Here is a 26634-nt window from a genome sequence, read left to right as displayed (position 1 = left end):
TGACATACGCGAGGCGGACTTTTTGTGACCCGGATCGTGATCATCGGCGGCGGACCCGGCGGCTACGAGGCGGCACTGGTGGGCGCCCAGCTCGGCGCGGAGGTGACCGTCGTCGACTGCGACGGCCTCGGCGGCGCGTCGGTACTCACCGACTGCGTGCCCTCCAAGACCCTGATCGCGACGGCAGAGGTGATGACCACGTTCGACTCTTCGTACGAGGAGTTGGGCATCATCGTCGCCGACGACACGCCGCACATCGAGCAGGCGGCGCGGGTGGTCGGCGTCGACCTCGGCAAGGTCAACCGACGGGTGAAGCGCCTGGCGCTCGCCCAGTCCCACGACATCACCGCCTCCGTCACCCGTGCGGGGGCCCGGGTGATGCGTGGCCGCGGGCGTCTGGAAGGCCTCCAGGCCGCCGACGGCTCCCGCACGGTCGTCGTGACCGCGGCCGACGGTACGGAGGAGAGGCTCACCGCCGACGCCGTGCTGATCGCGACCGGCGGCCACCCCCGGGAGATCCCGGACGCGCTCCCCGACGGCGAGCGCATTCTGAACTGGACCCAGGTCTACGACCTCGACGAGCTCCCCGAGGAGCTCATCGTGGTCGGCTCCGGCGTCACCGGTGCCGAGTTCGCCGGCGCGTACCAGGCACTCGGCTCCCGCGTCACGCTCGTCTCGTCCCGCGACCGGGTGCTGCCGGGCGAGGACCCGGACGCCGCCGCCGTGCTGGAGGACGTCTTCCGGCGCCGCGGCATGAACGTCATGGCGCGCTCGCGCGCCCAGGCGGCGAAGCGGGTCGGTGACCGGGTCGAGGTCACCCTCGCCGACGGCCGCGTGATCAGCGGTTCGCACTGTCTGATGGCGGTCGGGGCGATCCCGAACAGCGCGGGCATGGGTCTGGAGGAGGCCGGGGTCCGGCTCAAGGATTCCGGCCACATCTGGACCGACAAGGTCTCCCGCACCAGCGCCCCCGGCGTGTACGCGGCCGGCGACGTCACCGGCATCTTCGCCCTGGCCTCGGTCGCCGCGATGCAGGGCCGGATCGCGATGTACCACTTCCTCGGTGACGCGGTGGCCCCGCTGAATCTGAAGACCGTCTCCTCGAACGTCTTCACCGACCCGGAGATCGCCACCGTCGGCTACACCCAGGCGGACGTCGACTCCGGCGCGATCGACGCACGCGTGGTGAAGCTGCCGCTGCTGCGCAACCCGCGCGCCAAGATGCAGGGCATCCGGGACGGCTTCGTCAAGATCCTCTGCCGGCCCGGTACCGGCATCGTGGTCGGCGGCTGTGTCGTCGCGCCGCGGGCCAGCGAGCTGATCCACCCCATCTCGATCGCGGTGGACAACAATCTGACGGTGGAACAGATCGCAAACGCTTTCACTGTGTACCCGTCCCTGTCGGGATCGATCGCCGAAGTGGCACGGCAGTTGCACACCCGGAAGCGGGCCGGCGAGGCGTAGGAACCCGGCATTCCCCGGCAACCCCTGGCAACTCGGGCGAGCGGGAGGCCGTCGAACGATCAGTAGGGAACAACAACGGGGCCGCCTATATCACTTGGCGGCCCCTTGTGTGTACAACTTCTGTTATTCGGCGCAAACTGCTGAAAACTCTCGGGTGGTCACGTTACTGTCAGTTTTGTGTTCGCTGCAGAACGTCGTCAGTTGATCCTCGAAATGGTGCGCGCCAACGGGGCGGTATCGCTCCGTGAGCTCGCCCGCGTCGTCCAGACCTCCGAAGTGACCGTACGGCGGGACGTGCGGGCACTGGAGGCAGAAGGACTCCTCGACCGCCGGCATGGCGGTGCGGTTTTGCCGGGCGGTTTTACGCGGGAGTCCGGCTTTCCGCAGAAATCCCATCTCGCCACCGCGGAGAAGACGGCCATCGCCGACCTGGCCGCCGGTCTCGTCGAAGAGGGCGAGGCCATTGTGGTCGGAGCAGGCACGACCACGCAGGAGCTGGCCCGCCGGCTCGCGCGGATCCCCGGCCTGACCGTCGTCACCAACTCACTGCTGGTCGCCCAGGCGTTGGCCCATGCCAACCGGGTGGAGGTGGTGATGACCGGAGGCACCCTGCGCGGTTCCAACTACGCCCTGGTGGGCAGCGGTGCGGAGCAGTCGCTCCAGGGGCTGCGGGTGACGCGCGCGTTCCTGTCCGGGAGCGGGCTCACCGCGGAACGGGGGCTGTCCACGTCCAACATGCTCTCGGCGAGCGTCGACCGGGCGTTGGTGCAGGCCGCCGCGGAGGTGGTGGTCCTGGCGGACCACACCAAGCTCGGCTCCGACACGATGTTCCAGACGGTGCCCACGGACCTGATCACCCGTCTGGTGACGGACGAACCTCCGGCCCACGACGAGCGGTCCGCCACCGAGTTGCAGGCGCTGGCCGACCAGGGCGTACAGATCGCGGTGGCGGGGGCGGGGATGGGGCCGGTCGGGACCGACTCCCACCCGTCGGGGCGCCAGGCGCGCCGCGACATGCCCCTGCCCGGTCAGCGGCGCACGCATGGCGGTCCGGGGCCGCAACTGCGCAGCGCGGCTTCGGCCCTGACGGACCAGTCCCCGGGCGACCGGGCTCGCGTGGCGGACCTCCGGCGCCGCTGAGAGTGCCCGGCAGTGGGCTTCGCGGCGTCGCGGCGTCGCGGGGCCGGGGCACGCACCTCGCGGCGTTGTCGTCGATCACCAACTCCCCCATAGCCCCGCTCCTTCGCCCGCGCTGCCTACTGCCGGGCGCTCTGAGTCCATCGGGGCGCTGCCCCGAACCCCAGCGCTCAAGTGCCGGACGGGCTTGATGGGGCCGACGGAACCCGGCCCCCCGGCGATTGAGGAGCAGTCTCAGCCCGCCGCCCGCGGCCCCTTCAGCCCCTGCAACGTCAGCGTCAGCAGTCGTCCGGCCAGGGCCGGATCCTCCGGCGCCTGCTCCGCCGCCAGCGCGATCGCATTCGTCAGCTGCATCAGGTCGCCGATCGACACGTCCGCCCGCACCGCCCCACTCGCCTGCGCCCGTGCGAGCAGCCGTGCCCCCGCCTCGCGCAGCGGCACGTTGCAGTCGGACAGGGCCGAAGTCTCGTCCCGCGACGTCGACATGAGTGCCTGCGCGAGCCCGCGGTACTCACCCGCATGGGTGATGATCGCGCCGAGCCAGTCCACCAGGCCCCCGCACGGATCCGCCTTCGCCAGCTCGTGGGAGCGGGCGAGCAGTGAGGCGACTGCTTCCTGGAACACCGCGCTCATCAGCGCGTGCCGGTTCGGGAAGTGCCGGTACAGCGTGCCGATCCCCACGCCTGCCCGGCGCGCGATGTCCTCCAGCGAGGCATCGGTGCCGTGCTCCGCGAACGCCGTACGGGCCTCGCACAGCAGCCGGTCGTAGTTGCGCCGCGCGTCGGCGCGCATGGGCCGGCCCGGCGTCTGTGCCGTGCTCATCGCCATTGCGCAGTCCTCCCTTTTCCGCCCCCGGGGTCCAGGATGCCATTGCGTAAACGTAGGTCGCCTCCGCTTGCCGGGGCCGGACCGGAACCCGCCGCGACACCGGGACGGAGCCGACAGACGACAAGGGCCCCCGCGGAGTCGTTCGTACGACTCCGCGGGGGCCCCGGCACGGATCGGCGGATCAGTCCTTGATCTCGCAGATCACGGCGCCGGACGAGACCGAGCCGCCGACCTCGGCGGCCAGACTCTTGATCGTGCCGGCGCGGTGGGCGTTGAGGGGCTGTTCCATCTTCATGGCTTCGAGGACGACGATCAGGTCGCCTTCCTGGACCTGCTGGCCCTCCTCGACGGCGATCTTGACGATGGTGCCCTGCATGGGTGAGGCGAGGGTGTCGCCGGAGACCGCGGAGCCGGTCTTCTTCGCCGCGCGACGCTTGGGCTTGGCACCCGCGGCGAGTCCGGTGCGGGCCAGGCTCATGCCCAGCGAGGAGGGCAGGGAGACCTCGAGACGCTTGCCGCCGACCTCGACGACGACCGTCTCACGGCCGACCTCCTCCTCCGCCTCCACGTCGGCGGGAGCGGCGAAGGGCTTGATCTCGTTGACGAACTCGGTCTCGATCCAGCGGGTGTGGATCCGGAACGGGTCGCTGGTGAACGCCGGGTCGGTGACGACCGCGCGGTGGAACGGGATCGCGGTGGCCATGCCCTCGACGTTGAACTCGGCCAGCGCGCGCGCCGCCCGCTGCAGCGCCTGCTCACGCGTGGCACCGGTCACGATGAGCTTCGCCAGCAGCGAGTCCCACGCCGGACCGATCACCGAGCCGGACTCGACGCCCGCGTCCAGGCGGACACCCGGACCGGTCGGCGGCGCGAACACCGTCACCGTGCCCGGGGCGGGCAGGAAGCCGCGGCCCGGGTCCTCACCGTTGATCCGGAACTCGAACGAGTGCCCGCGCACCGCCGGGTCGTCGTAGCCGAGCTTCTCGCCGTCCGCGATCCGGAACATCTCCCGGACCAGGTCGAGACCGGTGACCTCCTCGGTGACCGGGTGCTCGACCTGCAGACGGGTGTTGACCTCCAGGAACGAGATCGTGCCGTCCATACCGACCAGGAACTCCACGGTGCCCGCACCGACGTACCCGGCCTCCTTCAGGATCGCCTTCGACGCCGCGTACAGCTCCACGTTCTGCGCCTCGGACAGGAACGGCGCGGGAGCCTCCTCCACCAGCTTCTGGTGACGGCGCTGCAGCGAGCAGTCACGCGTCGACACGACCACCACATTGCCGTGGGAGTCGGCCAGACACTGCGTCTCCACATGCCGGGGCTTGTCGAGGTAGCGCTCCACGAAGCACTCCCCGCGCCCGAACGCCGCGACCGCCTCACGGACCGCGGAGTCGTACAGCTCCGGGATCTCCTCCAGCGTCCGAGCCACCTTCAGCCCGCGACCGCCACCGCCGAACGCCGCCTTGATCGCGATCGGCAGCCCGTGCTGCTCGGCGAACGCCACGACCTCCGCGGAACCCGACACCGGGTCCGGGGTGCCGGCGACCAGCGGCGCACCGGCACGCTGCGCGATGTGGCGGGCGGCGACCTTGTCGCCCAGGTCGCGGATCGCCTGCGGCGGCGGACCGATCCAGGTCAGCCCGGCGTCCAGCACGGCCTGGGCGAACTCGGCGTTCTCCGACAGGAAGCCGTAGCCCGGGTGGATCGCGTCCGCCCCCGAGTCCTTGGCAGCCTGCAGCACCTTGGCCATGTCCAGATAGCTGGCGGCCGGGGTGTCACCGCCCAGAGCGAATGCCTCGTCGGCCGCACGCACATGCAGAGCGTCCCGGTCCGGGTCGGCGTAGACGGCCACGCTCCCGATCCCGGCATCCCGGCATGCCCGAGCAACACGGACAGCAATTTCGCCACGATTGGCGATGAGCACCTTGCGCACGATGGCTCCCTCCTTGAAACAAGCTGAGTTTAGGGACTACCGACACGGCCTTACGACCCGTCCCCATTGGTGAGCTTGCCCACACGGAGCGTGATTCGAGGCCTGCTCGAAGCGCGAAATCCCTTGTGGCACCACGGTACGCCGGGTTTCATGACCGCACAGTAGCCACGAGGTGTGGTCCAGGTCTCTGTTCACAGGAACGACAGCTCCCGGCGTTTCTTTGTCGAGTACCTACTAACGGGCGGGGTTTTCTTTGCGCGACGCACGAGGGGCGGGACAACGCGGAGTCCGTGTGCCGAGTGTGATCCATGTCCGGGTGCGGAAAGAGGCAGGCAGGGCGGTCTGAACTCTTGTCCGAAGGATTACCCGTTAGTAGGGTCCGCGCTATCGCACGTACTGCAGGTAACAGGGGGTGAGCGCCGTGGTGCGCAGACCGGTGGCTTTCGTGGCCGCGATCGTGCTGTTCGTGGAAGCCGCGGGCATCGTGCTCGTCAACGGCATCCTGGCGACGGTGGTCGACAACCAGGAGATGTCGCTGGCCGGGCTCGATCCCGCCGCCATGTCCGCCGGAGCGTGGGCGATGGGCGGCGTCGCCGGCCTCTATCTGCTGCTGTGCGGTCTCGTCCTGCTGCTGACCGGCATCCGTGACCGGGCCCCCGGCCGGGTCGGCCGGTTCGCCCTGATCAGCTGCGCCGTGGTGCACGGGGTGCTGGGCGCACTGACCGTGGGGCTGGTCGGCTGGGCCGCGTTCGCCTTCATGATGGTCGTGCTCGGACTGATCGTGCTGACTCTGGTGGCGTACGGGACCGTGCGCGAGAAGCGCGACGGCGAGGCGGACGGGAACGGCGGCGGCGCCGAAGAGGGTGCTCCGGCGCCCGCGTGACCCGCCCGTCGCGTCAGACCCACAAGTCGGTGACCGAGAAACCCAGTTCGCCCAGGAGCCGGCGCAGCAGCGGCAGCGAGAGCCCGATGACATTGCCGTGGTCGCCCTCGATGGAGTCGACGAACGGTGCCGAGCGCCCGTCCAGCGTGAAGGCGCCCGCGACATGGAGCGGCTCGCCCGAGGCGACGTAGGCGGCGATCTCGGCATCCGTGGGCTCACCGAACCGGACGACGGTGGACGCCGTCGCGGACGCCGTACGCCCGGTCGCCGTGTCGATCACGCTGTGGCCCGTCTGCAGGATCCCGGACCGGCCGCGCATGGACTTCCAGCGGGCGGTGGCGTCCTCGCCGTCGGACGGCTTCCCGAGCGCCTCGCCGTCGAGTTCGAGGACCGAGTCGCATCCGACGACCAGGGCCCCCGCGGCCTCCGGGCGGCCGGCCACGGCGGCGGCCTTCGCCTCGGCGAGGACGAGCGCCAGCTCGCCCGGCGTCGGGGCGGTCAACGCGTCCTCGTCCACACCGCTGACGATCACCTCGGGTGCGAAGCCTGCCTGGCGCAGCAGACCGAGACGGGCGGGGGAGGCGGAGGCGAGCACGAGACGGCGCTGATCAGTCATACCGGCCATCGTAGAAGGGCCCGGCGCGTCGCAGTACCACGCATCCACGGCCTCGGCGCACGCCACGGCGCCGGGCGCCCACGACTGCGGCACGCGCCGCACCACGGGGCATCCGCCGTCATGAAGCGCGCTGCGGCACCGGGCGCCCACGGCGTCAGCGGGTGCCGAGCGCCAGCATCGCGACGACCATGGCGAGCGCAAGCACCAGCCAGACGCGCCGCATCATGTCCTGGGCGTCGCGCAGCTCTTTCGGGGGCTTGTTCTCGGGGTCGGACCACAGCATGGTCCCGATCCTGCTGCGGCCGCCCCCGCGGCGCCTGAGTACGGGTACTCAGCCGCCCTGGTGCGTACGGACCAGATCGTTCCGCGGCCGCACGGCGGAGGCCCGGACCCCCGTGGCGGGTTCCGGGCCTCCGAGGACACCGTGCGGCCGGACGGCTACCCCGGCCAGTACGTGCGTGCCCAGGCCCGCGGGCCGGGCCGGTGGCGCTCCCGGCGGGCGATGCGGCCCGGGTCGGACCACTGTTCGGCCGGCGCGGGCGCGCCGGACGACACAGCGGCCGTCGCCGCGGCGCGCGCCTGGACCACTGCCAGTGCGGCGGCCAGCTCCTCCGGGGTCGGGTTGCCCCGTACGACCTTGATCATGGTCAGGACCCTTTCTAGAGGGGGATGTTGCCGTGCTTCTTCGGGGGCAGGGATTCCCGCTTCGTGCGCAGCTGGCGCAGCCCCTTCGCCACGTGTGCCCGGGTGTCGGACGGCATGATCACCGCGTCCACGTAGCCGCGTTCGGCCGCCACGTACGGGTTGAGCAGCGTGTCCTCGTAGTCGGCGATCAGCTCGGCGCGGGTCGCCTCCTGATCCTCGGCGGCCGCGATCGTGCGGCGGTGCAGGATGTTCACCGCACCCTGCGCGCCCATCACCGCGATCTGCGCGGTCGGCCAGGCGAGGTTGATGTCGGCGCCCAGGTGCTTGGAGCCCATGACGTCGTACGCGCCGCCGAACGCCTTGCGGGTGATCACCGTGATCAGCGGGACGGTCGCCTCCGCGTACGCGTAGATCAGCTTGGCGCCGCGCCGGATGATGCCGCCGTACTCCTGGTCGACGCCGGGCAGGAAGCCGGGGACGTCGACGAAGGTCAGCACGGGCACGTTGAACGCGTCGCAGGTGCGGACGAAGCGTGCCGCCTTCTCGCTCGCGTTGATGTCCAGACAACCCGCGAACTGCATCGGCTGGTTGGCGACGATGCCGACGGGGTAGCCCTCGACCCGCCCGAAACCGGTGATGATGTTCGGCGCGAACAGGGCCTGCGTCTCCAGGAACTCGCCGTCGTCCAGCACATGCTCGATGGCGGTGTGCATGTCGTACGGCTGGTTCGCCGAGTCCGGGATGAGGGTGTCGAGCTCACGGTCCTCGTCGGTCACCGTGAGATCCGCCTCCTCCGGGAAGGCGGGCGCCTCGGAGAGGTTGTTCGACGGGAGGTAGGACAGCAGCGACTTGACGTACTCGATGGCGTCCTTCTCGTCCCCCGCCATGTGATGCGCCACACCCGAGGTGGTGTTGTGCGTACGGGCGCCGCCCAGCTCCTCGAAGCCGACGTCCTCACCGGTCACCGTCTTGATGACGTCGGGACCCGTGATGAACATGTGCGAGGTCTGGTCGACCATGACGGTGAAGTCGGTGATCGCGGGGGAGTAGACCGCGCCACCGGCGCACGGTCCGACGATCAGCGAGATCTGCGGGACGACACCCGAGGCGTGCACATTGCGGCGGAAGATCTCGGCGAACAGACCGAGCGCGGCCACACCCTCCTGGATCCGTGCGCCGCCGCCGTCGTTGATGCCGATGACCGGGCAGCCGGTCTTGAGCGCGAAGTCCATCACCTTGACGATTTTCTCACCGTAGACCTCGCCGAGCGAGCCGCCGAAGATGGTGAAGTCCTGCGAGTACACGCAGACGGGGCGGCCGTCGACCGTGCCGTAGCCGGTGACGACACCGTCTCCGTACGGGCGGTTCTTCTCGATGCCGAAGTTGGTGGAGCGGTGCCGGGCGAATTCGTCGAGCTCCACGAAGGAGCCCTCGTCGAGCAGGAGATCGACCCGCTCGCGGGCGGTCAACTTGCCCTTGGCGTGTTGCTTTTCGACCGCGCGTGCGGAACCGGCGTGTGTCGCCTCGTCGATACGGCGCTGCAGGTCCGCGATCTTGCCCGCGGTGGTGTGGATGTCGATCTCTTCCGGCTCGGACATCGGGTGGCGGCTCCCTGCCTGGTCACGGGGACGACTGACTGGTGGGTTCTACGGCTGCGTGCGCGGCCGGGTGCGCGATGCGCGCGCGGGGACGGCCGGCCGGGCAGCTGCCGAAGGTACTGAATGGCTACTGATCCGTAGCGTATCGGCGCGGATACCGTTCGGCAGTGCGTCGTTTGCCACACCTAGGGTGGCTTGCATGACACCTCCGGATGCGTCACAGAACCGCTGGTCGGACCTGGACCGGCCGCCCCTGAACGTCCCCGCGCTGCGCCGCGGACTGCTGCGGCCCGGCGGACTGTGGACCTCACTCGACGTCGTGGACACGACCGGTTCCACCAACTCCGACCTCGCGGGGCGGGCTGCGGAACTCACCGAGGGCACGGTCCTGATCGCCGAGGAACAGACCGCGGGCCGAGGCCGCCTCGACCGGACCTGGACTGCGCCCGCCCGCTCCGGCCTGTTCTTCTCCGTCTACCTGACGCCAGGCGACGGCGTACCGGTCCATCGCTGGGGCTGGCTGCCGCTGCTCGCGGGTGTCGCGGCGGCGACCGGCCTGGCCAAGGCGGCGGGCGTCGACATGGCGCTGAAATGGCCGAACGACCTGCTGGTCACGGTGGCGGGCGAGGAGCGGAAGGCGGGCGGCATCCTGGCCGAGCGCGCCGCGAACGGCGTCGTGGTCGGTATCGGCGTCAACGTCTCCCTGCACGCGGACGAGCTCCCCGCCCCCAATGCCGCCTCCCTCGCCCTGGCCGGAGCGGTCTCCACCGACCGGGAGACGCTGCTGCGGGGCGTGCTGCGCTCGCTGGAGCACTGGTACGAGGAATGGCGCGCGGCCGACGGCGACGCGGCGGAGAGCGGCCTCCAGGCGGCGTACGCGGCGGGCTGCGCGACGCTGGGGCGGACGGTACGCGCCCAGCTCCCCGGCGACCGCTCCCTCACCGGTGAGGCGGTGGCGATCGACGGCGACGGCCGCCTGGTCCTGTCCACCGACGAAGGCCTCCAGGAACCGGTGTCGGCGGGCGACATCGTCCATCTGAGGGGCGCGGAGGGCGGCCTCACCTAGTGCCCCTCCCGGCAGGCTCTGCCCCGTCGCGCCGCCCGGCACGCCCGCCGGAGCGCCCACCGGCGGCACCCGCGCGCAGCGTGGACGGCCCGGTCCCATGGCGCCCGCGCCACGTACGGGGTCGCCGTGGCCCACCACCCGCAGCCACCACGAGCCCCCGGCCCGGTCCCGTACGGGGTGCCCCGTCCGGCCGTCCCGGTGGGAACCACCCGCCGGGGAGCAAACCCCCACGCCCCCGGCCCCGGCCGGGGCGCCCTCACTTAGTGAGGTAGCGCACACCTGCCGTATCGTTGAGGCGATCCACCGACAGATCGGCAGGGCAGTGCGCAGGGAACGGGCAGGAGGCGGCTGGTGACCGTCGACGACACGAGCTCCGGCGCGGGCGCGGAGCCCCCACCGGAACCCTCGGTCCACGCGACGCCGCATCACGAAGTCGACCACACCGCGGAACCGACCGACGATCCCCTCGCGATCCGGCTGGAACAGCTGATCCTGGGGGCGGACCGCCGCTACACCCCGTTCCAGGCGGCCCGTACCGCCGGTGTCTCGATGGACCTGGCGTCGCGGTTCTGGCGCGCCATGGGGTTCGCCGACATCGGGCAGGCGAAGGCGCTGACCGAGGCGGACGTGCTCGCGCTGCGGCGGCTCGCCGGACTCGTGGAGGCGGGACTGCTCAGCGAGCCCATGGCGGTGCAGGTCGCCCGGTCCACCGGGCAGACCACCGCCCGGCTGGCGGAATGGCAGATCGATTCCTTCCTGGAGGGGCTGACCGAGCCGCCCGAGCCCGGCATGACCCGCACCGAGGTCACGTATCCCCTGGTGGAGCTGCTCCTGCCGGAGCTGGAGGAGTTCCTCATCTATGTCTGGCGGCGCCAGCTCGCCGCCGCGACCGGCCGGGTGGTGCAGGCGGCCGACGACGACGAGATGGTGGACCGCAGGCTCGCCGTCGGCTTCGCGGACCTGGTCGGCTTCACCCGGCTGACCCGGCGGCTGGAGGAGGAGGAGCTCGGCGAGCTCGTCGAGTCGTTCGAGACGACCTGCGCCGACCTGGTCGCCGCGCACGGCGGCCGGCTCATCAAGACCCTCGGTGACGAGGTCCTCTTCGCCGCCGACGACGCGGGCACGGCGGCCGAGATCGCGCTGCGCCTGATAGAGGCGATGGCCCAGGACGAGACGATGCCCGCGCTCCGCGTCGGCATCGCCTTCGGCACCGTCACGACCCGGATGGGCGATGTCTTCGGCACGACGGTGAACCTCGCCAGCCGGCTCACCTCGATAGCGCCCAAGGACGCCGTGCTGGTGGACGGCGCGTTCGCGGAGGAGCTGACGCGTACGGGCGACGCCCCAGCCTCCGAGGCGCAGGCGGCGGAGGAGGCCGCGGCGGCCGAGAAGGAGCGCGAGAACGGCGTGGAGCCGCTGGCCGTGCCGAAGTACCGGTACGGGCTGCAGCCGATGTGGCAGCGGCCGGTGCGTGGGCTCGGCGTGGTGGAGCCGTGGCTGCTGGCCCGGCGCGGTATGTCCTGACCGCGCCCCGGGGCGCGGTCGCAGGCACCCCCTAGGATCCCTCCGGTAACGCTCGTTAACCGGAGGGGTGCAGTCATGACCGTCACGTCCGAGCAGCGGTTCGGGGAGTTCGTCGTCGTACGGGTCCACGAGGGCCAGGACCATGTCGCCGAACTGGTTCTCGACCGGCCCAAGGCCATGAACGCCGTGTCCACGGACATGGCCCGCTCGATCGGCGCCGCCTGTGCGGCGCTCGCCGCCGACCCCGCCGTGCGGGTCACCGTCCTCACCTCCAGCCACGAGCGCGCCTTCTGCGTGGGCGCGGACCTCAAGGAGCGGAACTCCTTCACCGACGCCGAGCTGGTGCGGCAGCGACCCACCGCGCGCGCCGCCTACACCGGCGTCCTCGACCTGCCGATGCCGACGGTCGCCGCCGTGCACGGGTTCGCCCTCGGCGGCGGATTCGAGCTGGCTCTCTCCTGCGATCTGATCGTCGCCGACCGGACCGCGGTGGTGGGGCTGCCGGAGGTGTCGGTCGGTGTCATCCCGGGGGGCGGCGGTACCCAGTTGCTGCCGCGCCGGGTCGGGGCGGCGCGCGCCGCCGAGCTGGTCTTCACCGCCCGGCGGGTGGAGGCCGCTGAGGCAAGGGAGTTGGGGCTCGTCGACGAGCTGGTGGAGGCCAGGGAGGACCGGACGCGGGCGCTCGCGCTCGCCGGGCGGATCGCGGCCAACTCGCCGGTGGGTCTGCGCGCTGCGAAGCGCGCGCTGCGGCTCGGCCACGGGCTCGATCTGCGGGCCGGACTGGAAGTGGAGGATGCGGCCTGGCGCTCGGTGGCCTTCTCCGGGGACCGGGCCGAGGGCGTGGCCGCGTTCAACGAGAAGCGGAAGCCGAACTGGCCCGGCGAGTAACGGTACGCCATGGTTCCGACGCGCAGAGCAGCCGATTCGCGGCTTCAAGTTGATCAAATCACCACAGATCTACATACGATGTAACGATGGGTGGTGAGGATGTGCGGCTGCGGGCCGTCGTATCGCTTGCGCAGTCGATGGCTGCGGCGCATACCCCGCGCGAGTCCTGGCGGGCGGCCGCGCTGGGGGCGTGCGAGGCGTTGGGCGGCAGTTTCGCCGCGCTCTCCGTGTGGGAGCGCGGGCCGGGGCGGCTCCGGGTGCTGGTGAACGCGGGTGAACGCGCCGCGGGAGAGGATGAGTTCCCCGACGAGGAGACGTACCCGGTGCACGAGTTCCCGGAGATCACCGAGTTCCTGCACGAGCGGTGGGCGGGGGGTGGTGAACCGGACGCCTGGGTGGAGACGGCCGACGGACCGGTCGGCGAGGACGATGTCGCGTCCGACGTGAAATCGGCGGGTGGGGGAGGACACGGGAGCGGTTACTACCATCAGCGCGTGGCGGCTCTGCGGCGCCGCCGGCGCGGCTGCTGTGTGGTCGCGCCGATCGTGCTGCACGGGAGGGCCTGGGGTGAGCTCTATGTGGCGCGACCGGTGGGGGAGGCGGTGTTCGGGCGGGAGGACGCGGACTTCGCGACCGTGCTGGCCGCCGTCGTCGCCGCCGGGATCTCCCAGACCGAGCGCCTCGAAGAGGTCCGCAAGCTCGCCTTCACCGACCCGCTGACGGGGCTGGCCAACCGTCGCCTCGTCGATGCGCGGCTCGACGAGGCGGTGGAACGGCACCGTGCCGACGGCTCGGTGGTCAGCCTGGTCGTCTGCGACCTGAATGGCCTGAAGGCGGTCAACGACACGCTCGGCCACGCGGTCGGCGACCGACTGCTGGAACGTTTCGGCTCGGTGCTGTCACGGTGTGGCGCGATGCTGCCGGGCGCGCTCGCGGCCCGGCTCGGCGGTGACGAGTTCTGTCTGCTCGCCGTGGGCCCCGAGGCGGACGAGGTGATCAGGGTGGCCACCGAACTCTGCGACCGCGCATCGGAGTTGGAGCACGGCGACGGGGTCGCCTGCGGGATCGCGTCGACCGGTGACCCGATCGGTCCGGTGGTCTCGGCCCGGCGGCTCTTCCGGCTGGCGGACGCCGCCCAGTACCGGGCGAAGGCGGCTCGGTCGACGAAACCGGTGGTGGCGGGGCGGGACGGCGAGGTCATCCGGCTGGCCGACTCGCCGCCGAAGTCCGCCCATGATCGCCGCCGACTGCGCGGCAGCCGTCCGTAGCACTCGTGCGGAACCGCGATCGGGATCGGTAAGGGGTCAACCGCACGACCACTAGTGACATGGAGAGTTTCAGTCCGTACGCTTCTGAATATGGATATGCACACAGTCGTGGTGGGGACGTCCGGCACCACCGCAGAGGACGTCATCGCCGTGGCTCGCGCGGGAGCCCGCGTCGAGCTCTCCGCAGCCGCAGTCAGCGCACTCGCCACCGCCCGCGAGATCGTGGACGCGCTGGCCGCCAAGCCCGAGCCGGTCTACGGCGTCTCCACCGGCTTCGGCGCGCTCGCCAGCCGGCACATCAGCCCCGACCTGCGGGCCCAGCTCCAGCGCAACATCGTCCGCTCGCACGCGGCCGGGATGGGCCCGCGCGTCGAGCGCGAGGTCGTGCGGGCCCTGATGTTCCTGCGCCTGAAGACGGTTTGCTCCGGCCACACCGGCGTCCGCCCCGAGGTTGCCCAGACCATGGCAGACGTACTGAACGCGGGCATCACCCCCGTCGTGCACGAGTACGGCTCGCTCGGCTGCTCCGGCGACCTGGCACCGCTCTCGCACTGTGCCCTGACGCTGATGGGCGAGGGTGACGCGGAGGGCCCCGACGGCGTCGTGCGCCCGGCCGGTGAGCTCCTCGCCGCGCACGGCATCGCCCCCGTCGAACTGCGCGAGAAGGAGGGCCTCGCCCTCCTCAACGGCACCGACGGCATGCTCGGCATGCTGGTGATGGCCCTCGCCGACCTGAAGAACCTCTACACCTCCGCCGACATCACCGCCGCGCTCAGCCTGGAGGCGCTGCTCGGCACGGAGAAGGTCCTCGCCCCGGAGCTGCACGCCATCCGCCCGCACCCGGGCCAGGGTGTCAGCGCCGACAACATGCTGCGGGTGCTCGCCGGGTCCGGCCTCACCGGCCACCACCAGGACGACGCCCCGCGTGTCCAGGACGCCTACTCCGTGCGGTGCGCGCCCCAGGTCAACGGAGCCGGGCGGGACACCCTTGCGTACGCCGGGATCGTCGCCGACCGCGAACTGGCCTCCGCCGTCGACAACCCCGTCGTCCTGCCGGACGGCCGCGTCGAGTCCAACGGCAACTTCCACGGCGCCCCGGTGGCGTACGTGCTCGACTTCCTGGCGATCGTCGCCGCGGACCTCGGCTCGATCACCGAGCGCCGCACGGACCGGCTGCTGGACAAGAACCGTTCGCACGGGCTCCCGCCGTTCCTCGCCGACGACGCCGGTGTCGACTCGGGTCTGATGATCGCCCAGTACACGCAGGCCGCCCTGGTCAGTGAGATGAAGCGGCTCGCGGTCCCGGCGTCGGCGGACTCGATCCCGTCCTCCGCGATGCAGGAGGACCACGTCTCCATGGGCTGGTCGGCGGCGCGCAAGCTCCGTACCGCGGTGGAGAACCTCGGCCGGATCGTCGCCGTCGAGCTGTACGCGGCGACTCGCGCCATCGAACTGCGCGCCGCCCAGGGGCTCGCCCCCGCGCCCGCGTCCCTCGCCGCGATCGAGGCGCTGCGGGCGGCCGGCGTCGAGGGGCCCGGCCCGGACCGGTTCCTGTCGCCGGATCTGGCTGCCGCGGACGCGTTCGTGCGGAGCGGGAAGCTGGTGGCTGCGGTGGAGCCCGTCACCGGCGCACTGGCCTGAGCACCTGTCGGGTGGCCTTCGGCCGCCCGATCAGAGGTCACCCGACAGGCTCTGAGGCCTCTCGTTCGGATCGGGCCTGATCGGGGAGCGGCCCGCCGCGGAGCGGCTGGTGTGCGTGCACAAGGTCTCGCCCGGCCCGCGGTGTTGCCCTGATGCCCAAGTGGCTCCGCCTACTTGGGCATCAGGGCGTCTTGCGATCCCATGCACCGGACGCCGGGGCCCCGCCCTTCGGGCGGACGGCGATATGTTGCGGACGCCTCCCGGGGGCATCCGGCGTATCTGCCGACCGGACCCGTCCCTCAAGCCCGTCCGGTGATCGAGGACAACGTCCCCGCGCGGCGCCCCGAGTGGGCGACGAACGCTGCGCCGACGACCAGGAACGCTGTGCCACCGATCAGATACGGAGTGGTGTCGACCCCGGCCCCGGTCTCGGCGAACGCCGGCCCGGCCCCCTCGTCCCCGGTGCTCGTGACCGCCGGTCTGCCCGGCGCACCGGCCACACCGTCGGCATCGTCCGTCGCGTTGGCCGACGGGACGAACCACAGGGCGCACAGCAGCGTGGCCGCCGCGGTGGCGGTCAGGAGCGGACGGCGGGCCATGGCCACGGAATCGATCCCCCTTGTGACAGCAGTGAGTTAGCCGGCTGCGCCGATGCTAATGAAAGCAGCGGGTCGCGGGAAAGCCGGGAGAGCCCTTGGCCCTACGCTCCGGCGTATGAGCACTTCAGAGACATCACGGTTTGTTCGTCTTCGCGTGGAGATGGTGGTGGAGATCACCGACGCGGACGCCCTCAGCGGTACGGCACTGGAGAGCATCGCCGCCGAGTACGGCGAGCCAGGCGGCGAGTCGGCCGAGGAACGCATGCATGCCGAGTCCGCGGTGCGGGCAGACGGTGCGGAGGCTCTCGCCTCCCTCGTCGACCCGTTCGATCTGGTCGGCGAGGTGCCGGGGGTCGAACTGGCCCAGGCCTCCTGGACCAGCGAGATCGTCGACTACGACCCCGAGGACCCGGACGCCTGGGACCTCGACGACGAGGACGAGGGATACGGCGACGGCGACGAGGACGACGACGACGTCGCGCACAATGGGGAGGAACACGACGACGGGGAACAGCGGTCCAGCCGGTGAACACACCGGCCCCGGCCTGTTCCCGGTAGGTCGGGGCCACCAGGTGTTCGGCCCTGGAACCACAGCTGCCACGGCTGCGTCGATGAGTGGTGTTCCCCACATCTTGGACGGATGTGGAACGGAGAACCCTTCCCGGGTGTTCTTGGAACATTGACGGGGTACCGCCGGCCGGCGGCTCTGCTCGGGGTTACGGGGGATACGGCAACGATGGAGAAGCGTGTGATGACGGACAGCAAACGACGCAGGGGCCTGATGGCCGCGTCCGCACTGCTCGGCGGCGTTCTGGTACTCACTGCCTGCAGCGACGGCGGAGACAAGGCCAGCGCCGAGAGCTCGAAGAAGTCGCAGGCGGCAGCGGTCGACAAGGCGGCAGCCCAGGACGCCTCCGAGGCGCAGATAGCGATCTCGCCGAAGAACGGCGCGACCAACGCCAGCATCAACAACGACGCCAAGGTCACCGTCACCAAGGGCAAGCTGAGCGAGGTCACCATGACCACGTCGGCCGGTGCGAACGTCCAGGGCACCCTGGCGGCCGACGGCACGAGCTGGCAGCCGAACGGGCAGCTGGAGCGCTCGACCACGTACAAGATCAACGCGACGGCCAAGGACTCGAAGGGCCGCGAGGCGCACGAGAACTCCTCGTTCACCACTGTGTCGCCCGCCAACAGCTTCATCGGGAACTTCACCCCCGAGGACGGCTCCACGGTCGGCGTCGGCATGCCGGTCTCGATCAACTTCAACAAGCCGATCACGGACAGGAAGGCCGTTCAGGCCGGGATCACCGTGACGTCCAGCAGCGGCCAGCAGGTCGTCGGCCACTGGTTCAACTCGCAGCGTCTGGACCTGCGCCCCGAGCAGTACTGGACGGGCGGCTCCACCGTCACGCTGAAGCTGGCGCTGGACGGCGTCGAGGGCGCGAACGGCGTCTTCGGCGTGCAGCAGAAGACGGTCACCTTCAAGGTCGGTCGCAACCAGGTCTCGACGGTCGACGCCGGCGCGAAGACGATGACCGTCACCCAGAACGGCAAGACGATCAAGACCATCCCGATCTCGGCCGGTTCCCCGGCCAACCCGACGTACAACGGTCAGATGGTGATCTCCGAGAAGTTCAAGGAGACCCGGATGAACGGCGCGACGGTCGGCTTCACCGACGCCGATGGCAAGGGCGAGTACGACATCAAGGACGTGCCGCACGCCATGCGGCTGTCCTCGTCGGGCACCTTCATCCACGGCAACTACTGGGGCGCGCGGTCGGTCTTCGGCAGCGCCAACACCAGCCACGGCTGCGTCGGCCTCGCCGACGTCAAGGGTGCGGGCGACGCCAACCAGCCCGCCGCGTGGTTCTACAACAACTCGATGGTCGGCGACGTGGTCATCGTCAAGAACTCCCCGGACAAGACCATCACCCCCGACAACGGCCTCAACGGCTGGAACCTGAGCTGGGCCGACTGGCAGGCAGGCTCCGCAGTCTGACCCCGGTGGGCGTCCCCGGACGCCCTCCGTATCCCGCGCTCGACCGCGTACCCGCGCAATCCCCGACGCCACGTACGCACACAAGGCGGCGGCACCACGGATCCCCTCGGATCCCCGGTGCCGCCGCCTTCGTCGTACGGAAGCGTTCTCATCCTGATCTCATCGGGGCCTTAACTCGCCATCACAACCGATCCATAGCGTCGCGTCATGTTCTTCACCTACCTCCGGCGCGAGCTGCGCCGCCGCAGAAAGGCGGCGCTGGTCGTCGCCTCGGGGCTCGCCCTGGGCATTGCGCTGGTCATCATCGTCAGCTCGGTCTCCTCGGGCATGAGCAAGGCCCAGGACAAGGTCCTGGAATCGCTGTACGGCCTCGGTACGGACATGACGGTCACCAAGGCCGCCGCCGCTCCGGGCTCCAGCAGTCAGCGCCCAAGGTTCGAGTTCGACGCCAAGGGCGATGACTCGAAGCAGAGTTCGGACCGCGTCATGGTCCAGGGCTTCCAGACGCTGTCCTCCACCACCGTCGACAAGGTCGGCAAGCAGAGCGGCGTCGCGGACGCCGTCGGTGGGCTGAGCCTCAACGTCCTGAAGGTGGACGGCCAGTTCAAGCGCGGCGAGTTCAAGCAGAACGGGAACGCGGGCGCCACCGACCAGCGCGGTCCCGGCGGCGGCGGTACGACGCAGCCGCAGGGTGAGGTCCAGGGCGGCGGCGCCTCGTTCGACGTCAACTCGTACTCCGTGTACGGGACCGACGTCACCAAGCAGGACCTCGGCCCGCTGACCTCGTCGAAGATCACCAAGGGTCGTACGTTCAAGGCCACCGAGACCGACGCCGAGGTCGCGGTCGTCGACGCCTCGTACGCCAAGCAGAAGAAGCTCGCGGTCGGCAAGACCGTGACCGTCTCCGGGACCAAGTACAAGATCATCGGTGTCTCGACGGCGGACAGCGGCGACGCGGCCGCCAACCTCTACATCCCGCTGAAGCAGGCGCAGACCCTCGCCGACGCCAAGAACAAGGTCACCACGGTCTACGTCAAGGCCGCCGACTCGCAGCAGATCGACAGCGTCAAGTCCGCCATCCAGAAGAACATCTCGGGCACGACCGTCACCACCTCCGCGGACCTTGCCGACACCGTCTCCGGCTCCCTGTCCACCGCCTCCGACCTGGCCACCAGCGTCGGCAAGTGGCTGTCGATCGCGGTCCTCGTGGCCGCCTTCCTGGTCGCCGGACTGCTCACCTCCTCCGCGGTCAGCCGCCGGGTGCGGGAGTTCGGCACGCTGAAGGCGCTCGGCTGGAAGAGCGGCCGGGTCACCCGCCAGGTTGTCGGCGAGGCACTCGTCAACGGTCTGATGGGCGGTGTCCTCGGCATCGCGGTCGGTCTGGCCGGCGCCTACGTCGTGACGGCCATCAGCCCCACCCTCACCGCGCAGCTCGGTGGCTCGGGCGGCGGTGGCGGCATGGCCGGCGGCCCCGGCGGCATGGGCGGCCCCGCCCGGCAGGCGGCGTCCAAGTCCCTCGACATCGCGCTGACCGCACCCGTCTCCCTCTCCACCATCCTCATCGCCGTCGCGCTGGCCGTGGCGGGCGGGCTGATCGCCGGTGCGTTCGGCGGCTGGCGGGCCTCCCGGCTGCGCCCCGCGGACGCGCTGCGCCGCGTCGAATAGCCCGCCCGCGAGCCCCACCCCCTTCAGTCCAGCAGGAGTTGACCCATGTACACGCTCAGCGGCGTCACCAAGCGCTATACCCGCGGCAAGTCCACCGTCGATGCGCTCGCCGGCGTCGATCTGACCATCGAGGACGGCGGACGCCTGGTCATCCAGGGCCCCACCGGCGGCGGCAAGTCCACGCTGCTGCAGATGCTCGGCGGTCTGGACCGTCCGACGGCCGGCAGCGTCGAACTCGACGGTGTGGACCTCGCGAAGCTCAGCGAGGCCAAGCTCACCAAGGTACGCGCGCAGAACATCGGCTTCGTCTTCCAGAGCTTCAACCTCATCCCGACGCTGACCGCGCAGGAGAACGTCGAGACGGCGCTCGTCCCGCTCGGCGGCAGGCCTGCGGAGCGGCGCAGGCGGGCCGCGGAGGCGCTGGACTCCGTCGGACTCGGTGAGCGGCTCGGACACCTCCCGAGTGAGATGTCCGGCGGGCAGCAGCAGCGTGTGGCGATCGCACGGGCCCTGGTCAAGCAGCCGAAGGTGCTGCTCGCCGACGAGCCCACCGGCAACCTCGACGAATCGATGCGCGACGAGGTCATGGAGGTGCTGGAGACGATGTGGAAGGAGCACGGGCTGACCTTCATCATGGTCACCCACGACAGCGCGATCGCCCGCAGGGCGCCGAGGCTGGCGACCATCCGCAAGGGCCGTGTCACGATCACGGAGAACGCGGCGGCCTGACGCACGGACGCCACGGTATGGCGTACGGACGCAGAAGACGGCGTACGGACGCGTACGCGTGACGCGCGGACGCACCCGGCTCGGGCACACCGGCCTTCCGGGCAGGGGCAACGGCGCTAACGCCGCTGCCCCTGCCCGGCGTTGGCGGTTCCGTACACGGTTTCGCAGGCGCTCCGGTAAGCGGCGAGGTCGCTGCGGCGGACCTGGCGCAGTCCGGAGAGGTCGGCGGACGGGTCCGCCCGCGGGCGGCCGGGCGGGGTGCTGCCCGCGGGGCGCGGCCCCTCGCCCGTACCGGAGAAGCCGGAGCGCAACGGGCGCAGCCAGTAACAGGGTTGCAGCGGCAGCCGGGCCAGCCCGTGGAGCCAGCGCCGCGTCAGTCGGCCGAGGCCGGGGCGACCGGCGTCGGGCAGTCTGATGACCCGTATGCCCATGATGAGCTTGCCCGCACCGGCCCCGACGAGCGCGGTCAGCACCACCTGGTTGAGGAACGAGAACGCGAGCGCCGGCCCGAGGATCAGGCCGGCGAGCTGTGGTCCGGTGGCCGCGTGGGCATGCGACCGGGCCAGTAAGCCGACGGTCAGCAGGCAGAGGTAGCAGTCGAGCCCGACGGCGAGAAAGCGGCGCATGTCCCCGGCGCGCGGTGGGGTACGGGGCAGCGGTGCGGTGAGTGATGTTGTCATGGCTGCATCATGTCTGTTCCCCTCCGCTCATCGCATTAATCTCACCGTCATGACCGCTGCCATCACCGCCATGATCACCGCAGTCGTCGGCGTGCTCGGCACCCTGTTCGCGCCGATGCTCGCGCACCGAATGACCGCGCGACAGCGCCAGGAGGAGGCCGAACTGGCCGACACGCGGCGGAGGTTCGAAGAGCGGCGCATCCAGTACACGGCCATGAACCGGGCCTCCCGGCAGTTCCACACACTCCTCAAGGACGCCCTGCACCGGATCAGGGACGGCGTCTATACGGAGCAGGAACGCACCCAGCTCGAAGAGGCCCGCCTCGACCACCGCGACCGCTACGCCGAGGCGCAGATGATCGTCCCGGAGCGGATCCTGCAGGCCTCCCGTGACCTCAACCAGGTCCTCGCGAACGCAGACGGGGCCGTCAAACGCCTCGATCGCGGTCTCGCCCGCGACGGCGAGACCGTGACCCGGATCCTGGAGAACCTGAGGGCGGCGAGTCCGTACCTCGACGCGATGCGGGAGCTGATGCGGGAGGACCTGGGCATCACCGACTGAGCCCCGCCCCTACCCCGGAGGTAATCGACGCTCCGCACGCCCCCGGGCAGCAGGGTGCACACCGGCTGACGGAGACACGGCAGCACGCAGATCCCGGAGGGCGAGACCACGACCGCATACGCCATAGCCCACCTGCACCCCGCCGCCCACCCCTGCGAGGAGGTTCTCACCTACATCGAGCGCATCCAGTCGACCATGGACCCCTTCGGCGGCCGCTTCCTCGTCCATGGCGCGCAGGTCGAGGTCATCGAGGGCGAATGGCCGGGTGCGCTCGTCGTCATCGGGTTCCCGAGCATGACGGCTGCCCGCGGCTGGTACGAGTCGGACGCCTACCGGGAACTGCTGCCGCTGCGGACCCGGAACATGGCGGGTGACGCGGTGCTCGTCGAAGGCGTCGGACCGAAGTACGACGCGTCGGCGACCGCGGCCGCGATGCGAGCGGCGGCAGCGGCCGTCAATGCCTGACAGGCTCTGAGCCCCGAGGAGCTGCAGGCTCTGCGAGGTGTAGCTGAGTACACCCCCGTTCCGGGTGGGGGGTCCCTCGCTGCGGCGCATCCCGCCCGGGAGGATGGAACCCATCGGATCAACCACGGAGGGAACCCTCATGAAGCCGCTGCTCTGGCTCGTGCTCTGTCTCGCAGTCGTCGCCAATGTCGGCCTGAACCTGATGGAGGACACCGGGCTGCACATCGCCCTGAGCGTCGTCTCGGGCGCTGTCGTCCTCGCGTCCGGCGTGCGGCTGTGGATGCTGCGGGACAGGCGCGAGGAGGCCTGACCCGCGCGCCCCGACCGGCCGCATCCGGGGCGGATTGCGCCATACGCCCGGTGCCGGAAGGCCCGGGGAAGGCTCAGTATGTGGATGCGGCCGAGGATCTTGCGGCTCCCCTGGGACAATCGGCACGTCACAACGGTCCCGTACGTCGCATCGGTGAGGGCACTTCTCACGATGTCCGGGTGACGTCCTCAATGGGGAGGGGGACCGGCGGTGCCCCTCGGGACGGGGCGCCTTCGCGCATGTTGCCGACCCATGGAAGGTCTTGATCAGATGCAGGCCACCCCTGTTTCCTCGGAGCCGCACGCAGCAGAGATCCGTGTCATCGAGCCGCTGTACGCGGAGATCCTGCGGCGGAATCGGGGCGAGAGCGAGTTCCATCAGGCGGTACGGGAAGTCCTCGAGACGCTCGGCCCGGTCCTGGCGCAGCGACCGGAGTTCGTGGACGCGCGGATCATCGAGCGCATCTGCGAGCCGGAGCGTCAGCTCATCTTCCGAGTGCCGTGGTCGGACGACTCCGGCGACATCCATGTGAACCGCGGCTTCCGGGTCGAGTTCTCCAGCGCCCTGGGACCGTACAAGGGCGGGCTGCGCTTCCATCCCTCTGTCGACCTCGGCATCGTGAAGTTCCTCGGCTTCGAGCAGATCTTCAAGAATGCCCTCACCGGCATGCCGATCGGCGGGGGCAAGGGCGGCGCCGACTTCGACCCGAAGGGCCGCTCCGACGCCGAGGTCATGCGGTTCTGCCAGTCGTTCATGACCGAACTCCACCGCCACCTGGGCGAGTACACGGACGTCCCGGCCGGTGACATCGGCGTCGGCGGCCGCGAGATCGGCTACCTGTTCGGCCAGTACAAGCGGATCACCAACCGGTACGAGTCCGGTGTGCTCACCGGAAAGGGCCTGGGCTGGGGCGGTGCCCAGGCGCGCACCGAGGCCACCGGCTACGGCTGTGTGCTCTTCACCGACGAGATGCTCAGGAGCCGGGGCGGATCCCTCGACGGCCGGCGGGTCGTCGTGTCGGGCTCCGGCAATGTCGCGATCTACGCGATCGAGAAGGCCCAGCAGCTCGGCGCGACCGTGGTGACGTGCTCCGACTCCGACGGCTATGTCGTCGACGAGAAGGGCATCGACCTCGCCCTGCTCAAGGAGGTCAAGGAGGCCGGTCGCGGCCGGGTCTCGGAGTACGCGGAACGGCGCGGCGCGCATGTCGGCTTCGTCGCCGGCACGGGCGTGTGGAACGTCCCCTGCGACGTGGCCCTGCCGTGTGCCACGCAGAACGAACTCCACGAGGCCGATGCGCTGACGCTCGTACGCAACGGGGTGCAGGCGGTCGCCGAGGGCGCCAACATGCCCACCACCCCGGAGGCCGTGCGGGTCCTCCAGGAAGCGGGCGTCGCCTTCGCCCCCGGCAAGGCCGCCAACGCGGGCGGAGTGGCCACCAGCGCGCTGGAGATGCAGCAGAACGCGTCACGCGACTCATGGACCTTCGCGCATACCGAGGAGCGGCTCGCGGAGATCATGCGCCACATCCACGACTCCTGCTTCACCACGGCGGAGCGCTACGGCAGCCCCGGCAACTACGTGGTCGGCGCGAACATCGCCGGTTTCGAACTGGTCGCGGACGCCATGCTCGCGCAGGGCCTCATCTGATCCCGCGCCGTACGCACCGCCGGCCCGGCCGCCTCCGCAGCCGGGCCGGCGGCGTCGGGGCCCTTCCCTTCGGATCGGTCCCCGCGAGCCAGGCGTGATCCGAACGCGAGAGGCCCCGAGAGCCCCGTCACCGCGCGGGGCGGCGCCGGAAGAACTCGGCCAGCCCCGTGTTCACGACCACCACGACGCCGGCCACCGACGCCGCCACCGGATGACCCACGCGGTACACCGCGTACACCCCGCCGCCGAGCACGACCGCCTTCACCAGCAGGACGCCCCACAGCGGAAGCCGGACCCGGGCGCGAGGAGCGGCGAACAGCCCCCACAGCACGATGGCCACCGCCGGCATTCCGAGCCCCAGCAGCCACCGGGCAGCGGCCCCGCCGCCGGCGGTGAAACCCCACCACGACAGGCACGCCAGCGCCGCCAACTCGATGACGAACGCCAGGAGTTCGTTGGCCATGAACCAGGGGCGGCCGCGCATCGCGGCAAGGCTGTCGAGGCCGTCGCTCGTCATCGGGTGGGACTCCTCCTCGGGCAGGTCCGCGAGACGGCGGGCGGCAGGTCAGCCGTCCGCGGGCGCGACACCGATCGGGCACGATACGCCCGTCCCGCCGATCCCGCAGTAGCCCGCCGGGTTCTTGTCCAGGTACTGCTGGTGATAAGCCTCGGCGGGCCAGAACGTGCGGCCCTCCGCCGGGAGGATCTCCGTGGTGATCTCGCCGTGGCCGGAGGCCGTCAGGACCTTCTGGTACGCCTCGCGGGACGCGGCAACGGCCGCCTCCTGCTCGGGGGAGTGGGTGTAGACCGCCGAGCGGTACTGCGTACCCACGTCGTTGCCCTGACGGAAGCCCTGTGTCGGGTCATGGGACTCCCAGAAGACCTTCAGCAGCTCGGAATACGTGACGATCTTCGGGTCGAAGACGACGCGGACCGCTTCGGTGTGCCCCGTCAGGCCCGAGCAGACCTCTTCGTACGCGGGGTTCTCCGTATAGCCGCCCTGGTAGCCGGCGAGCGTCGTCCAGACGCCGTCCGTCTGCCAGAACTTGCGCTCGGCGCCCCAGAAACAGCCCAGCGCGAAGTCCGCGACCTCCAGGCCGTCCGGGTACGGGCCCAGCAGCGGATTGCCGAGGACCGTGTGGCGGGACGGGACGGTGAATTCGGGGGTGGGGCGGCCGCGCAGGGCCTCCTCCGGGGTGGGGAGCTGCGGGGTGCGGCGCTGCAGGAACATGCGGGGGCTCCTCCGGGATAGGGATGTGCAGCCCGTACAACGTGGCGGGGCCGCCGCGGATTCCGGCGCCCCCGCCGCGTCGCAGCGGTCAGTTCCCGCTCGCCGCCAGGACCTGTGCGGCGCTGAAGTCGCGGGCCTGGAGGTAGCGCTCCTTCGGGTCCCCCGAGTACGTCCACGGGGCGCTGTCGATATGGCCGTCGACCGCACGGAACTGCTCCACCGCTTCCTCGTACCGATCCTGCCAGTACAGCAGCCAGGCGAGCATGTGGCGGACCCGGACGATCCGCGGGTCCCCGGGGGCGGCCTCCGCGGCGGCCGCCACATCGATCAGACAGGCGTCGACCGCGGCGATCAGCTCGGGGCTCTTGTAGTACACGTCCGGATCGGCGTCCTGCTCCGCCGTCTCCTGCTCGAACGCGGCGTAGAGCGGGAGGAAGGAGAGGAGCCGGCCGGGGCTGCCCTTCGCCGCCGCCTCGCGCGCGAACCGCTCGGCCAGCTCGTGCGAGCCGCGCCACTTGCGGCACCAGTACTGGAGCGCCGAGGTGTGAGCCGCGAGGTGGTGTGCGTCGCGCTTCTCGATCTCGGCCCACAGGGCGCGGAAGTCGTCGTGCCCGTAGCCGAGGCCCAGGGCGCAGGAGATCTCGGCGATGTACGGGCACGGGTCGTCGCCCGCCAGCTCCTGGGCCTCGTGGCAGGCCACCCGGGCCTGGGCCATCATCCGGTGGAAGCCGGCGAACTGCTCCTGAGTGGTGTACTTCGCCTGCTTCGCACCACGGATGTCGGCCGCCACGCTGATCAGCGCGCCCGCGTGCACGAGGGCGGCACCGGCGTCCTTCGGCTGCGCGGTGCGCCAGGCCAGCAGCCAGGTGTCGTCGGCCGCGGCCTCGTCCTGGAGGACGCCGGCACGCCGGTAGCGCTCCTGCCAGTCCCGGCCCGCGCCGGCGAGGAAGTCGGCGCCCGCCTGCCAGTTCCCGGCCCGGACGGTGGCGCGTACCTCCTCGTCGTGCGGGTCGGGGGCGGCGGCGTGTGCGATGTCGATGGCGTCGGCCGGGACGAAGCCGAGCTCCGCCGCGGCCCTCGCCGGGTCGGACTTCCGGCTCCGGCGTTTCCGGGGTGCCGAGGGGGCGGCGCCCGGGGCGTCTTCGGACGACGCCGTGTTCTTCCGTGCCTTCAGCCAGAAGTAGACGCCGAACGCGATCGCCAGCAGGGGTATCAGTCGTGCCACAGGAGGTACCGGTCCAATCAGG

General features: G+C 70.8%; 27 protein-coding genes. 16 read left to right on the top strand and 11 right to left on the bottom strand.

The window, feature by feature from the left end; all coding sequences use genetic code 11:
* Window positions 1-24: 24 nt before the first annotated feature.
* Both OG395_RS23185 and OG395_RS23180 read left to right on the top strand, forming a co-directional pair.
* Window positions 25-1464 (top strand): NAD(P)H-quinone dehydrogenase, encoded by a 1440-nt coding sequence (locus tag OG395_RS23185; RefSeq protein WP_327244671.1) that lies wholly within the window; start codon window positions 25-27, stop codon window positions 1462-1464.
* Between the two features lie 177 nt (window positions 1465-1641).
* A complete protein-coding gene (locus OG395_RS23180; protein WP_327244670.1) occupies window positions 1642-2604 on the top strand; it encodes a DeoR/GlpR family DNA-binding transcription regulator in 963 nt (320 codons plus the stop codon).
* A 231-nt stretch (window positions 2605-2835) separates the two neighbouring features.
* Here OG395_RS23180 and OG395_RS23175 read toward each other — a convergent pair whose 3' ends face one another.
* Together OG395_RS23175 and OG395_RS23170 are read right to left on the bottom strand one after the other, a co-directional pair.
* Complete coding sequence (locus OG395_RS23175) at window positions 2836-3429, bottom strand: TetR/AcrR family transcriptional regulator (RefSeq protein ID WP_327244669.1); 594 nt, start codon at window positions 3427-3429, stop codon at window positions 2836-2838.
* A 181-nt stretch (window positions 3430-3610) separates the two neighbouring features.
* Entirely contained in the window at window positions 3611-5365 is a 1755-nt protein-coding gene (locus tag OG395_RS23170; RefSeq protein WP_327244668.1) for an acetyl/propionyl/methylcrotonyl-CoA carboxylase subunit alpha, read from the bottom strand.
* Between the two features lie 412 nt (window positions 5366-5777).
* Here OG395_RS23170 and OG395_RS23165 point away from each other — a divergent pair, with 412 nt between their 5' ends.
* Window positions 5778-6248, top strand: coding sequence for a hypothetical protein (locus OG395_RS23165; RefSeq protein ID WP_327244667.1), 471 nt, complete (start codon window positions 5778-5780; stop codon window positions 6246-6248).
* Window positions 6249-6261: 13 nt separating this feature from the next.
* On the opposite strand, the gene OG395_RS23160 is transcribed toward OG395_RS23165, so the two are convergent.
* The 4 genes from OG395_RS23160 to OG395_RS23145 all read right to left on the bottom strand — a co-directional run bounded on the left by OG395_RS23160 (window position 6262) and on the right by OG395_RS23145 (window position 9107).
* The gene (locus tag OG395_RS23160; RefSeq protein ID WP_327244666.1) at window positions 6262-6873 is read right to left on the bottom strand and encodes a nucleoside triphosphate pyrophosphatase; all 612 of its coding nucleotides are present in this window, start codon (window positions 6871-6873) and stop codon (window positions 6262-6264) included.
* A 145-nt stretch (window positions 6874-7018) separates the two neighbouring features.
* On the bottom strand, window positions 7019-7147 hold the full coding sequence (mmpB, locus tag OG395_RS23155) for a morphogenic membrane protein MmpB (RefSeq protein ID WP_266982230.1): 129 nt from the start codon (window positions 7145-7147) through the stop codon (window positions 7019-7021).
* A gap of 155 nt (window positions 7148-7302) precedes the next feature.
* On the bottom strand, window positions 7303-7509 hold the full coding sequence (locus OG395_RS23150) for an acyl-CoA carboxylase subunit epsilon (RefSeq protein ID WP_327244665.1): 207 nt from the start codon (window positions 7507-7509) through the stop codon (window positions 7303-7305).
* Window positions 7510-7523: 14 nt separating this feature from the next.
* The gene (locus OG395_RS23145) at window positions 7524-9107 is read right to left on the bottom strand and encodes an acyl-CoA carboxylase subunit beta (RefSeq protein ID WP_327244664.1); all 1584 of its coding nucleotides are present in this window, start codon (window positions 9105-9107) and stop codon (window positions 7524-7526) included.
* Window positions 9108-9306: 199 nt separating this feature from the next.
* Here OG395_RS23145 and OG395_RS23140 point away from each other — a divergent pair, with 199 nt between their 5' ends.
* The 5 genes from OG395_RS23140 (at window position 9307) to hutH (ending at window position 15494) form a co-directional block, all read left to right on the top strand.
* Entirely contained in the window at window positions 9307-10173 is an 867-nt protein-coding gene (locus OG395_RS23140) for a biotin--[acetyl-CoA-carboxylase] ligase (protein WP_327244663.1), read from the top strand.
* Window positions 10174-10524: 351 nt separating this feature from the next.
* Window positions 10525-11697 carry an adenylate/guanylate cyclase domain-containing protein gene (locus OG395_RS23135; protein ID WP_327244662.1) on the top strand — a complete coding sequence of 391 codons (1173 nt, stop codon included), beginning with the start codon at window positions 10525-10527 and terminating at the stop codon, window positions 11695-11697.
* 75 nt (window positions 11698-11772) lie between these two features.
* Complete coding sequence (locus tag OG395_RS23130; RefSeq protein ID WP_327244661.1) at window positions 11773-12585, top strand: enoyl-CoA hydratase/isomerase family protein; 813 nt, start codon at window positions 11773-11775, stop codon at window positions 12583-12585.
* An 86-nt stretch (window positions 12586-12671) separates the two neighbouring features.
* Window positions 12672-13853, top strand: a complete 1182-nt coding sequence (locus OG395_RS23125; RefSeq protein ID WP_327244660.1) for a GGDEF domain-containing protein — start codon at window positions 12672-12674, stop codon at window positions 13851-13853.
* A gap of 90 nt (window positions 13854-13943) precedes the next feature.
* A complete protein-coding gene (gene hutH / locus OG395_RS23120; protein ID WP_078839839.1) occupies window positions 13944-15494 on the top strand; it encodes a histidine ammonia-lyase in 1551 nt (516 codons plus the stop codon).
* Between the two features lie 299 nt (window positions 15495-15793).
* Here the strand turns inward: hutH and OG395_RS23115 are convergent, their stop codons facing one another.
* Complete coding sequence (locus OG395_RS23115) at window positions 15794-16099, bottom strand: hypothetical protein (protein WP_327244659.1); 306 nt, start codon at window positions 16097-16099, stop codon at window positions 15794-15796.
* Between the two features lie 154 nt (window positions 16100-16253).
* On the opposite strand from OG395_RS23115, the gene OG395_RS23110 reads away from it, so the two are divergent.
* The 4 genes from OG395_RS23110 (at window position 16254) to OG395_RS23095 (ending at window position 20489) form a co-directional block, all read left to right on the top strand.
* Entirely contained in the window at window positions 16254-16622 is a 369-nt protein-coding gene (locus OG395_RS23110; RefSeq protein ID WP_327249427.1) for a hypothetical protein, read from the top strand.
* A 207-nt stretch (window positions 16623-16829) separates the two neighbouring features.
* Window positions 16830-18095, top strand: coding sequence for a L,D-transpeptidase (locus OG395_RS23105; RefSeq protein WP_327244658.1), 1266 nt, complete (start codon window positions 16830-16832; stop codon window positions 18093-18095).
* Between the two features lie 207 nt (window positions 18096-18302).
* A complete protein-coding gene (locus OG395_RS23100) occupies window positions 18303-19760 on the top strand; it encodes an ABC transporter permease (protein ID WP_327244657.1) in 1458 nt (485 codons plus the stop codon).
* A 45-nt stretch (window positions 19761-19805) separates the two neighbouring features.
* A complete protein-coding gene (locus OG395_RS23095; protein ID WP_327244656.1) occupies window positions 19806-20489 on the top strand; it encodes an ABC transporter ATP-binding protein in 684 nt (227 codons plus the stop codon).
* A 116-nt stretch (window positions 20490-20605) separates the two neighbouring features.
* Here OG395_RS23095 and OG395_RS23090 read toward each other — a convergent pair whose 3' ends face one another.
* The gene (locus OG395_RS23090) at window positions 20606-21169 is read right to left on the bottom strand and encodes an RDD family protein (protein ID WP_327244655.1); all 564 of its coding nucleotides are present in this window, start codon (window positions 21167-21169) and stop codon (window positions 20606-20608) included.
* 49 nt (window positions 21170-21218) lie between these two features.
* Between OG395_RS23090 and OG395_RS23085 the strand changes: the two genes are divergently transcribed.
* The 4 genes from OG395_RS23085 to gdhA all read left to right on the top strand — a co-directional run bounded on the left by OG395_RS23085 (window position 21219) and on the right by gdhA (window position 24156).
* A complete protein-coding gene (locus OG395_RS23085; RefSeq protein WP_327244654.1) occupies window positions 21219-21731 on the top strand; it encodes a hypothetical protein in 513 nt (170 codons plus the stop codon).
* A gap of 90 nt (window positions 21732-21821) precedes the next feature.
* Window positions 21822-22196 carry a DUF1330 domain-containing protein gene (locus tag OG395_RS23080; RefSeq protein WP_327249426.1) on the top strand — a complete coding sequence of 125 codons (375 nt, stop codon included), beginning with the start codon at window positions 21822-21824 and terminating at the stop codon, window positions 22194-22196.
* 139 nt (window positions 22197-22335) lie between these two features.
* Window positions 22336-22506, top strand: a complete 171-nt coding sequence (locus OG395_RS23075) for a hypothetical protein (RefSeq protein WP_266982203.1) — start codon at window positions 22336-22338, stop codon at window positions 22504-22506.
* Window positions 22507-22776: 270 nt separating this feature from the next.
* Entirely contained in the window at window positions 22777-24156 is a 1380-nt protein-coding gene (gdhA, locus tag OG395_RS23070) for an NADP-specific glutamate dehydrogenase (RefSeq protein ID WP_327249425.1), read from the top strand.
* A gap of 127 nt (window positions 24157-24283) precedes the next feature.
* Here the strand turns inward: gdhA and OG395_RS23065 are convergent, their stop codons facing one another.
* From OG395_RS23065 to OG395_RS23055, 3 genes are all read right to left on the bottom strand, one after another.
* A complete protein-coding gene (locus OG395_RS23065; protein ID WP_442818768.1) occupies window positions 24284-24640 on the bottom strand; it encodes a YrdB family protein in 357 nt (118 codons plus the stop codon).
* Window positions 24641-24721: 81 nt separating this feature from the next.
* Window positions 24722-25387, bottom strand: coding sequence for a peptide-methionine (S)-S-oxide reductase MsrA (msrA, locus tag OG395_RS23060; RefSeq protein ID WP_327244652.1), 666 nt, complete (start codon window positions 25385-25387; stop codon window positions 24722-24724).
* An 88-nt stretch (window positions 25388-25475) separates the two neighbouring features.
* Window positions 25476-26612 (bottom strand): hypothetical protein, encoded by a 1137-nt coding sequence (locus tag OG395_RS23055; RefSeq protein ID WP_327244651.1) that lies wholly within the window; start codon window positions 26610-26612, stop codon window positions 25476-25478.
* Window positions 26613-26634 lie beyond the last annotated feature (22 nt).

Origin of the sequence: Streptomyces sp. NBC_01320, assembly GCF_035974375.1 — a bacterium.
Classification (GTDB): Bacteria; Actinomycetota; Actinomycetes; order Streptomycetales; family Streptomycetaceae; genus Streptomyces; species Streptomyces yanii.
This window is presented reverse-complemented; position numbering and strand designations above follow the sequence as displayed.

What these genes read in the sequence shown, in the direction of transcription:
- OG395_RS23175 (WP_327244669.1), bottom strand. Translation starts at nt 3,429, where the DNA reads ATGGCGATGAGCACGGCACAGACGCCGGGCCGGCCCATGCGCGCCGAC.
- OG395_RS23160 (WP_327244666.1), bottom strand. Translation starts at nt 6,873, where the DNA reads ATGGCCGGTATGACTGATCAGCGCCGTCTCGTGCTCGCCTCCGCCTCC.
- mmpB (WP_266982230.1), bottom strand. Translation starts at nt 7,147, where the DNA reads ATGCTGTGGTCCGACCCCGAGAACAAGCCCCCGAAAGAGCTGCGCGAC.
- OG395_RS23150 (WP_327244665.1), bottom strand. Translation starts at nt 7,509, where the DNA reads ATGATCAAGGTCGTACGGGGCAACCCGACCCCGGAGGAGCTGGCCGCC.
- OG395_RS23145 (WP_327244664.1), bottom strand. Translation starts at nt 9,107, where the DNA reads ATGTCCGAGCCGGAAGAGATCGACATCCACACCACCGCGGGCAAGATC.
- OG395_RS23140 (WP_327244663.1), top strand. Translation starts at nt 9,307, where the DNA reads ATGACACCTCCGGATGCGTCACAGAACCGCTGGTCGGACCTGGACCGG.
- OG395_RS23130 (WP_327244661.1), top strand. Translation starts at nt 11,773, where the DNA reads ATGACCGTCACGTCCGAGCAGCGGTTCGGGGAGTTCGTCGTCGTACGG.
- OG395_RS23125 (WP_327244660.1), top strand. Translation starts at nt 12,672, where the DNA reads ATGGGTGGTGAGGATGTGCGGCTGCGGGCCGTCGTATCGCTTGCGCAG.
- hutH (WP_078839839.1), top strand. Translation starts at nt 13,944, where the DNA reads ATGGATATGCACACAGTCGTGGTGGGGACGTCCGGCACCACCGCAGAG.
- OG395_RS23110 (WP_327249427.1), top strand. Translation starts at nt 16,254, where the DNA reads ATGGTGGTGGAGATCACCGACGCGGACGCCCTCAGCGGTACGGCACTG.
- OG395_RS23105 (WP_327244658.1), top strand. Translation starts at nt 16,830, where the DNA reads ATGGAGAAGCGTGTGATGACGGACAGCAAACGACGCAGGGGCCTGATG.
- OG395_RS23100 (WP_327244657.1), top strand. Translation starts at nt 18,303, where the DNA reads ATGTTCTTCACCTACCTCCGGCGCGAGCTGCGCCGCCGCAGAAAGGCG.
- OG395_RS23095 (WP_327244656.1), top strand. Translation starts at nt 19,806, where the DNA reads ATGTACACGCTCAGCGGCGTCACCAAGCGCTATACCCGCGGCAAGTCC.
- OG395_RS23090 (WP_327244655.1), bottom strand. Translation starts at nt 21,169, where the DNA reads ATGACAACATCACTCACCGCACCGCTGCCCCGTACCCCACCGCGCGCC.
- OG395_RS23085 (WP_327244654.1), top strand. Translation starts at nt 21,219, where the DNA reads ATGACCGCTGCCATCACCGCCATGATCACCGCAGTCGTCGGCGTGCTC.
- OG395_RS23075 (WP_266982203.1), top strand. Translation starts at nt 22,336, where the DNA reads ATGAAGCCGCTGCTCTGGCTCGTGCTCTGTCTCGCAGTCGTCGCCAAT.
- gdhA (WP_327249425.1), top strand. Translation starts at nt 22,777, where the DNA reads ATGCAGGCCACCCCTGTTTCCTCGGAGCCGCACGCAGCAGAGATCCGT.
- OG395_RS23065 (WP_442818768.1), bottom strand. Translation starts at nt 24,640, where the DNA reads ATGCGCGGCCGCCCCTGGTTCATGGCCAACGAACTCCTGGCGTTCGTC.
- msrA (WP_327244652.1), bottom strand. Translation starts at nt 25,387, where the DNA reads ATGTTCCTGCAGCGCCGCACCCCGCAGCTCCCCACCCCGGAGGAGGCC.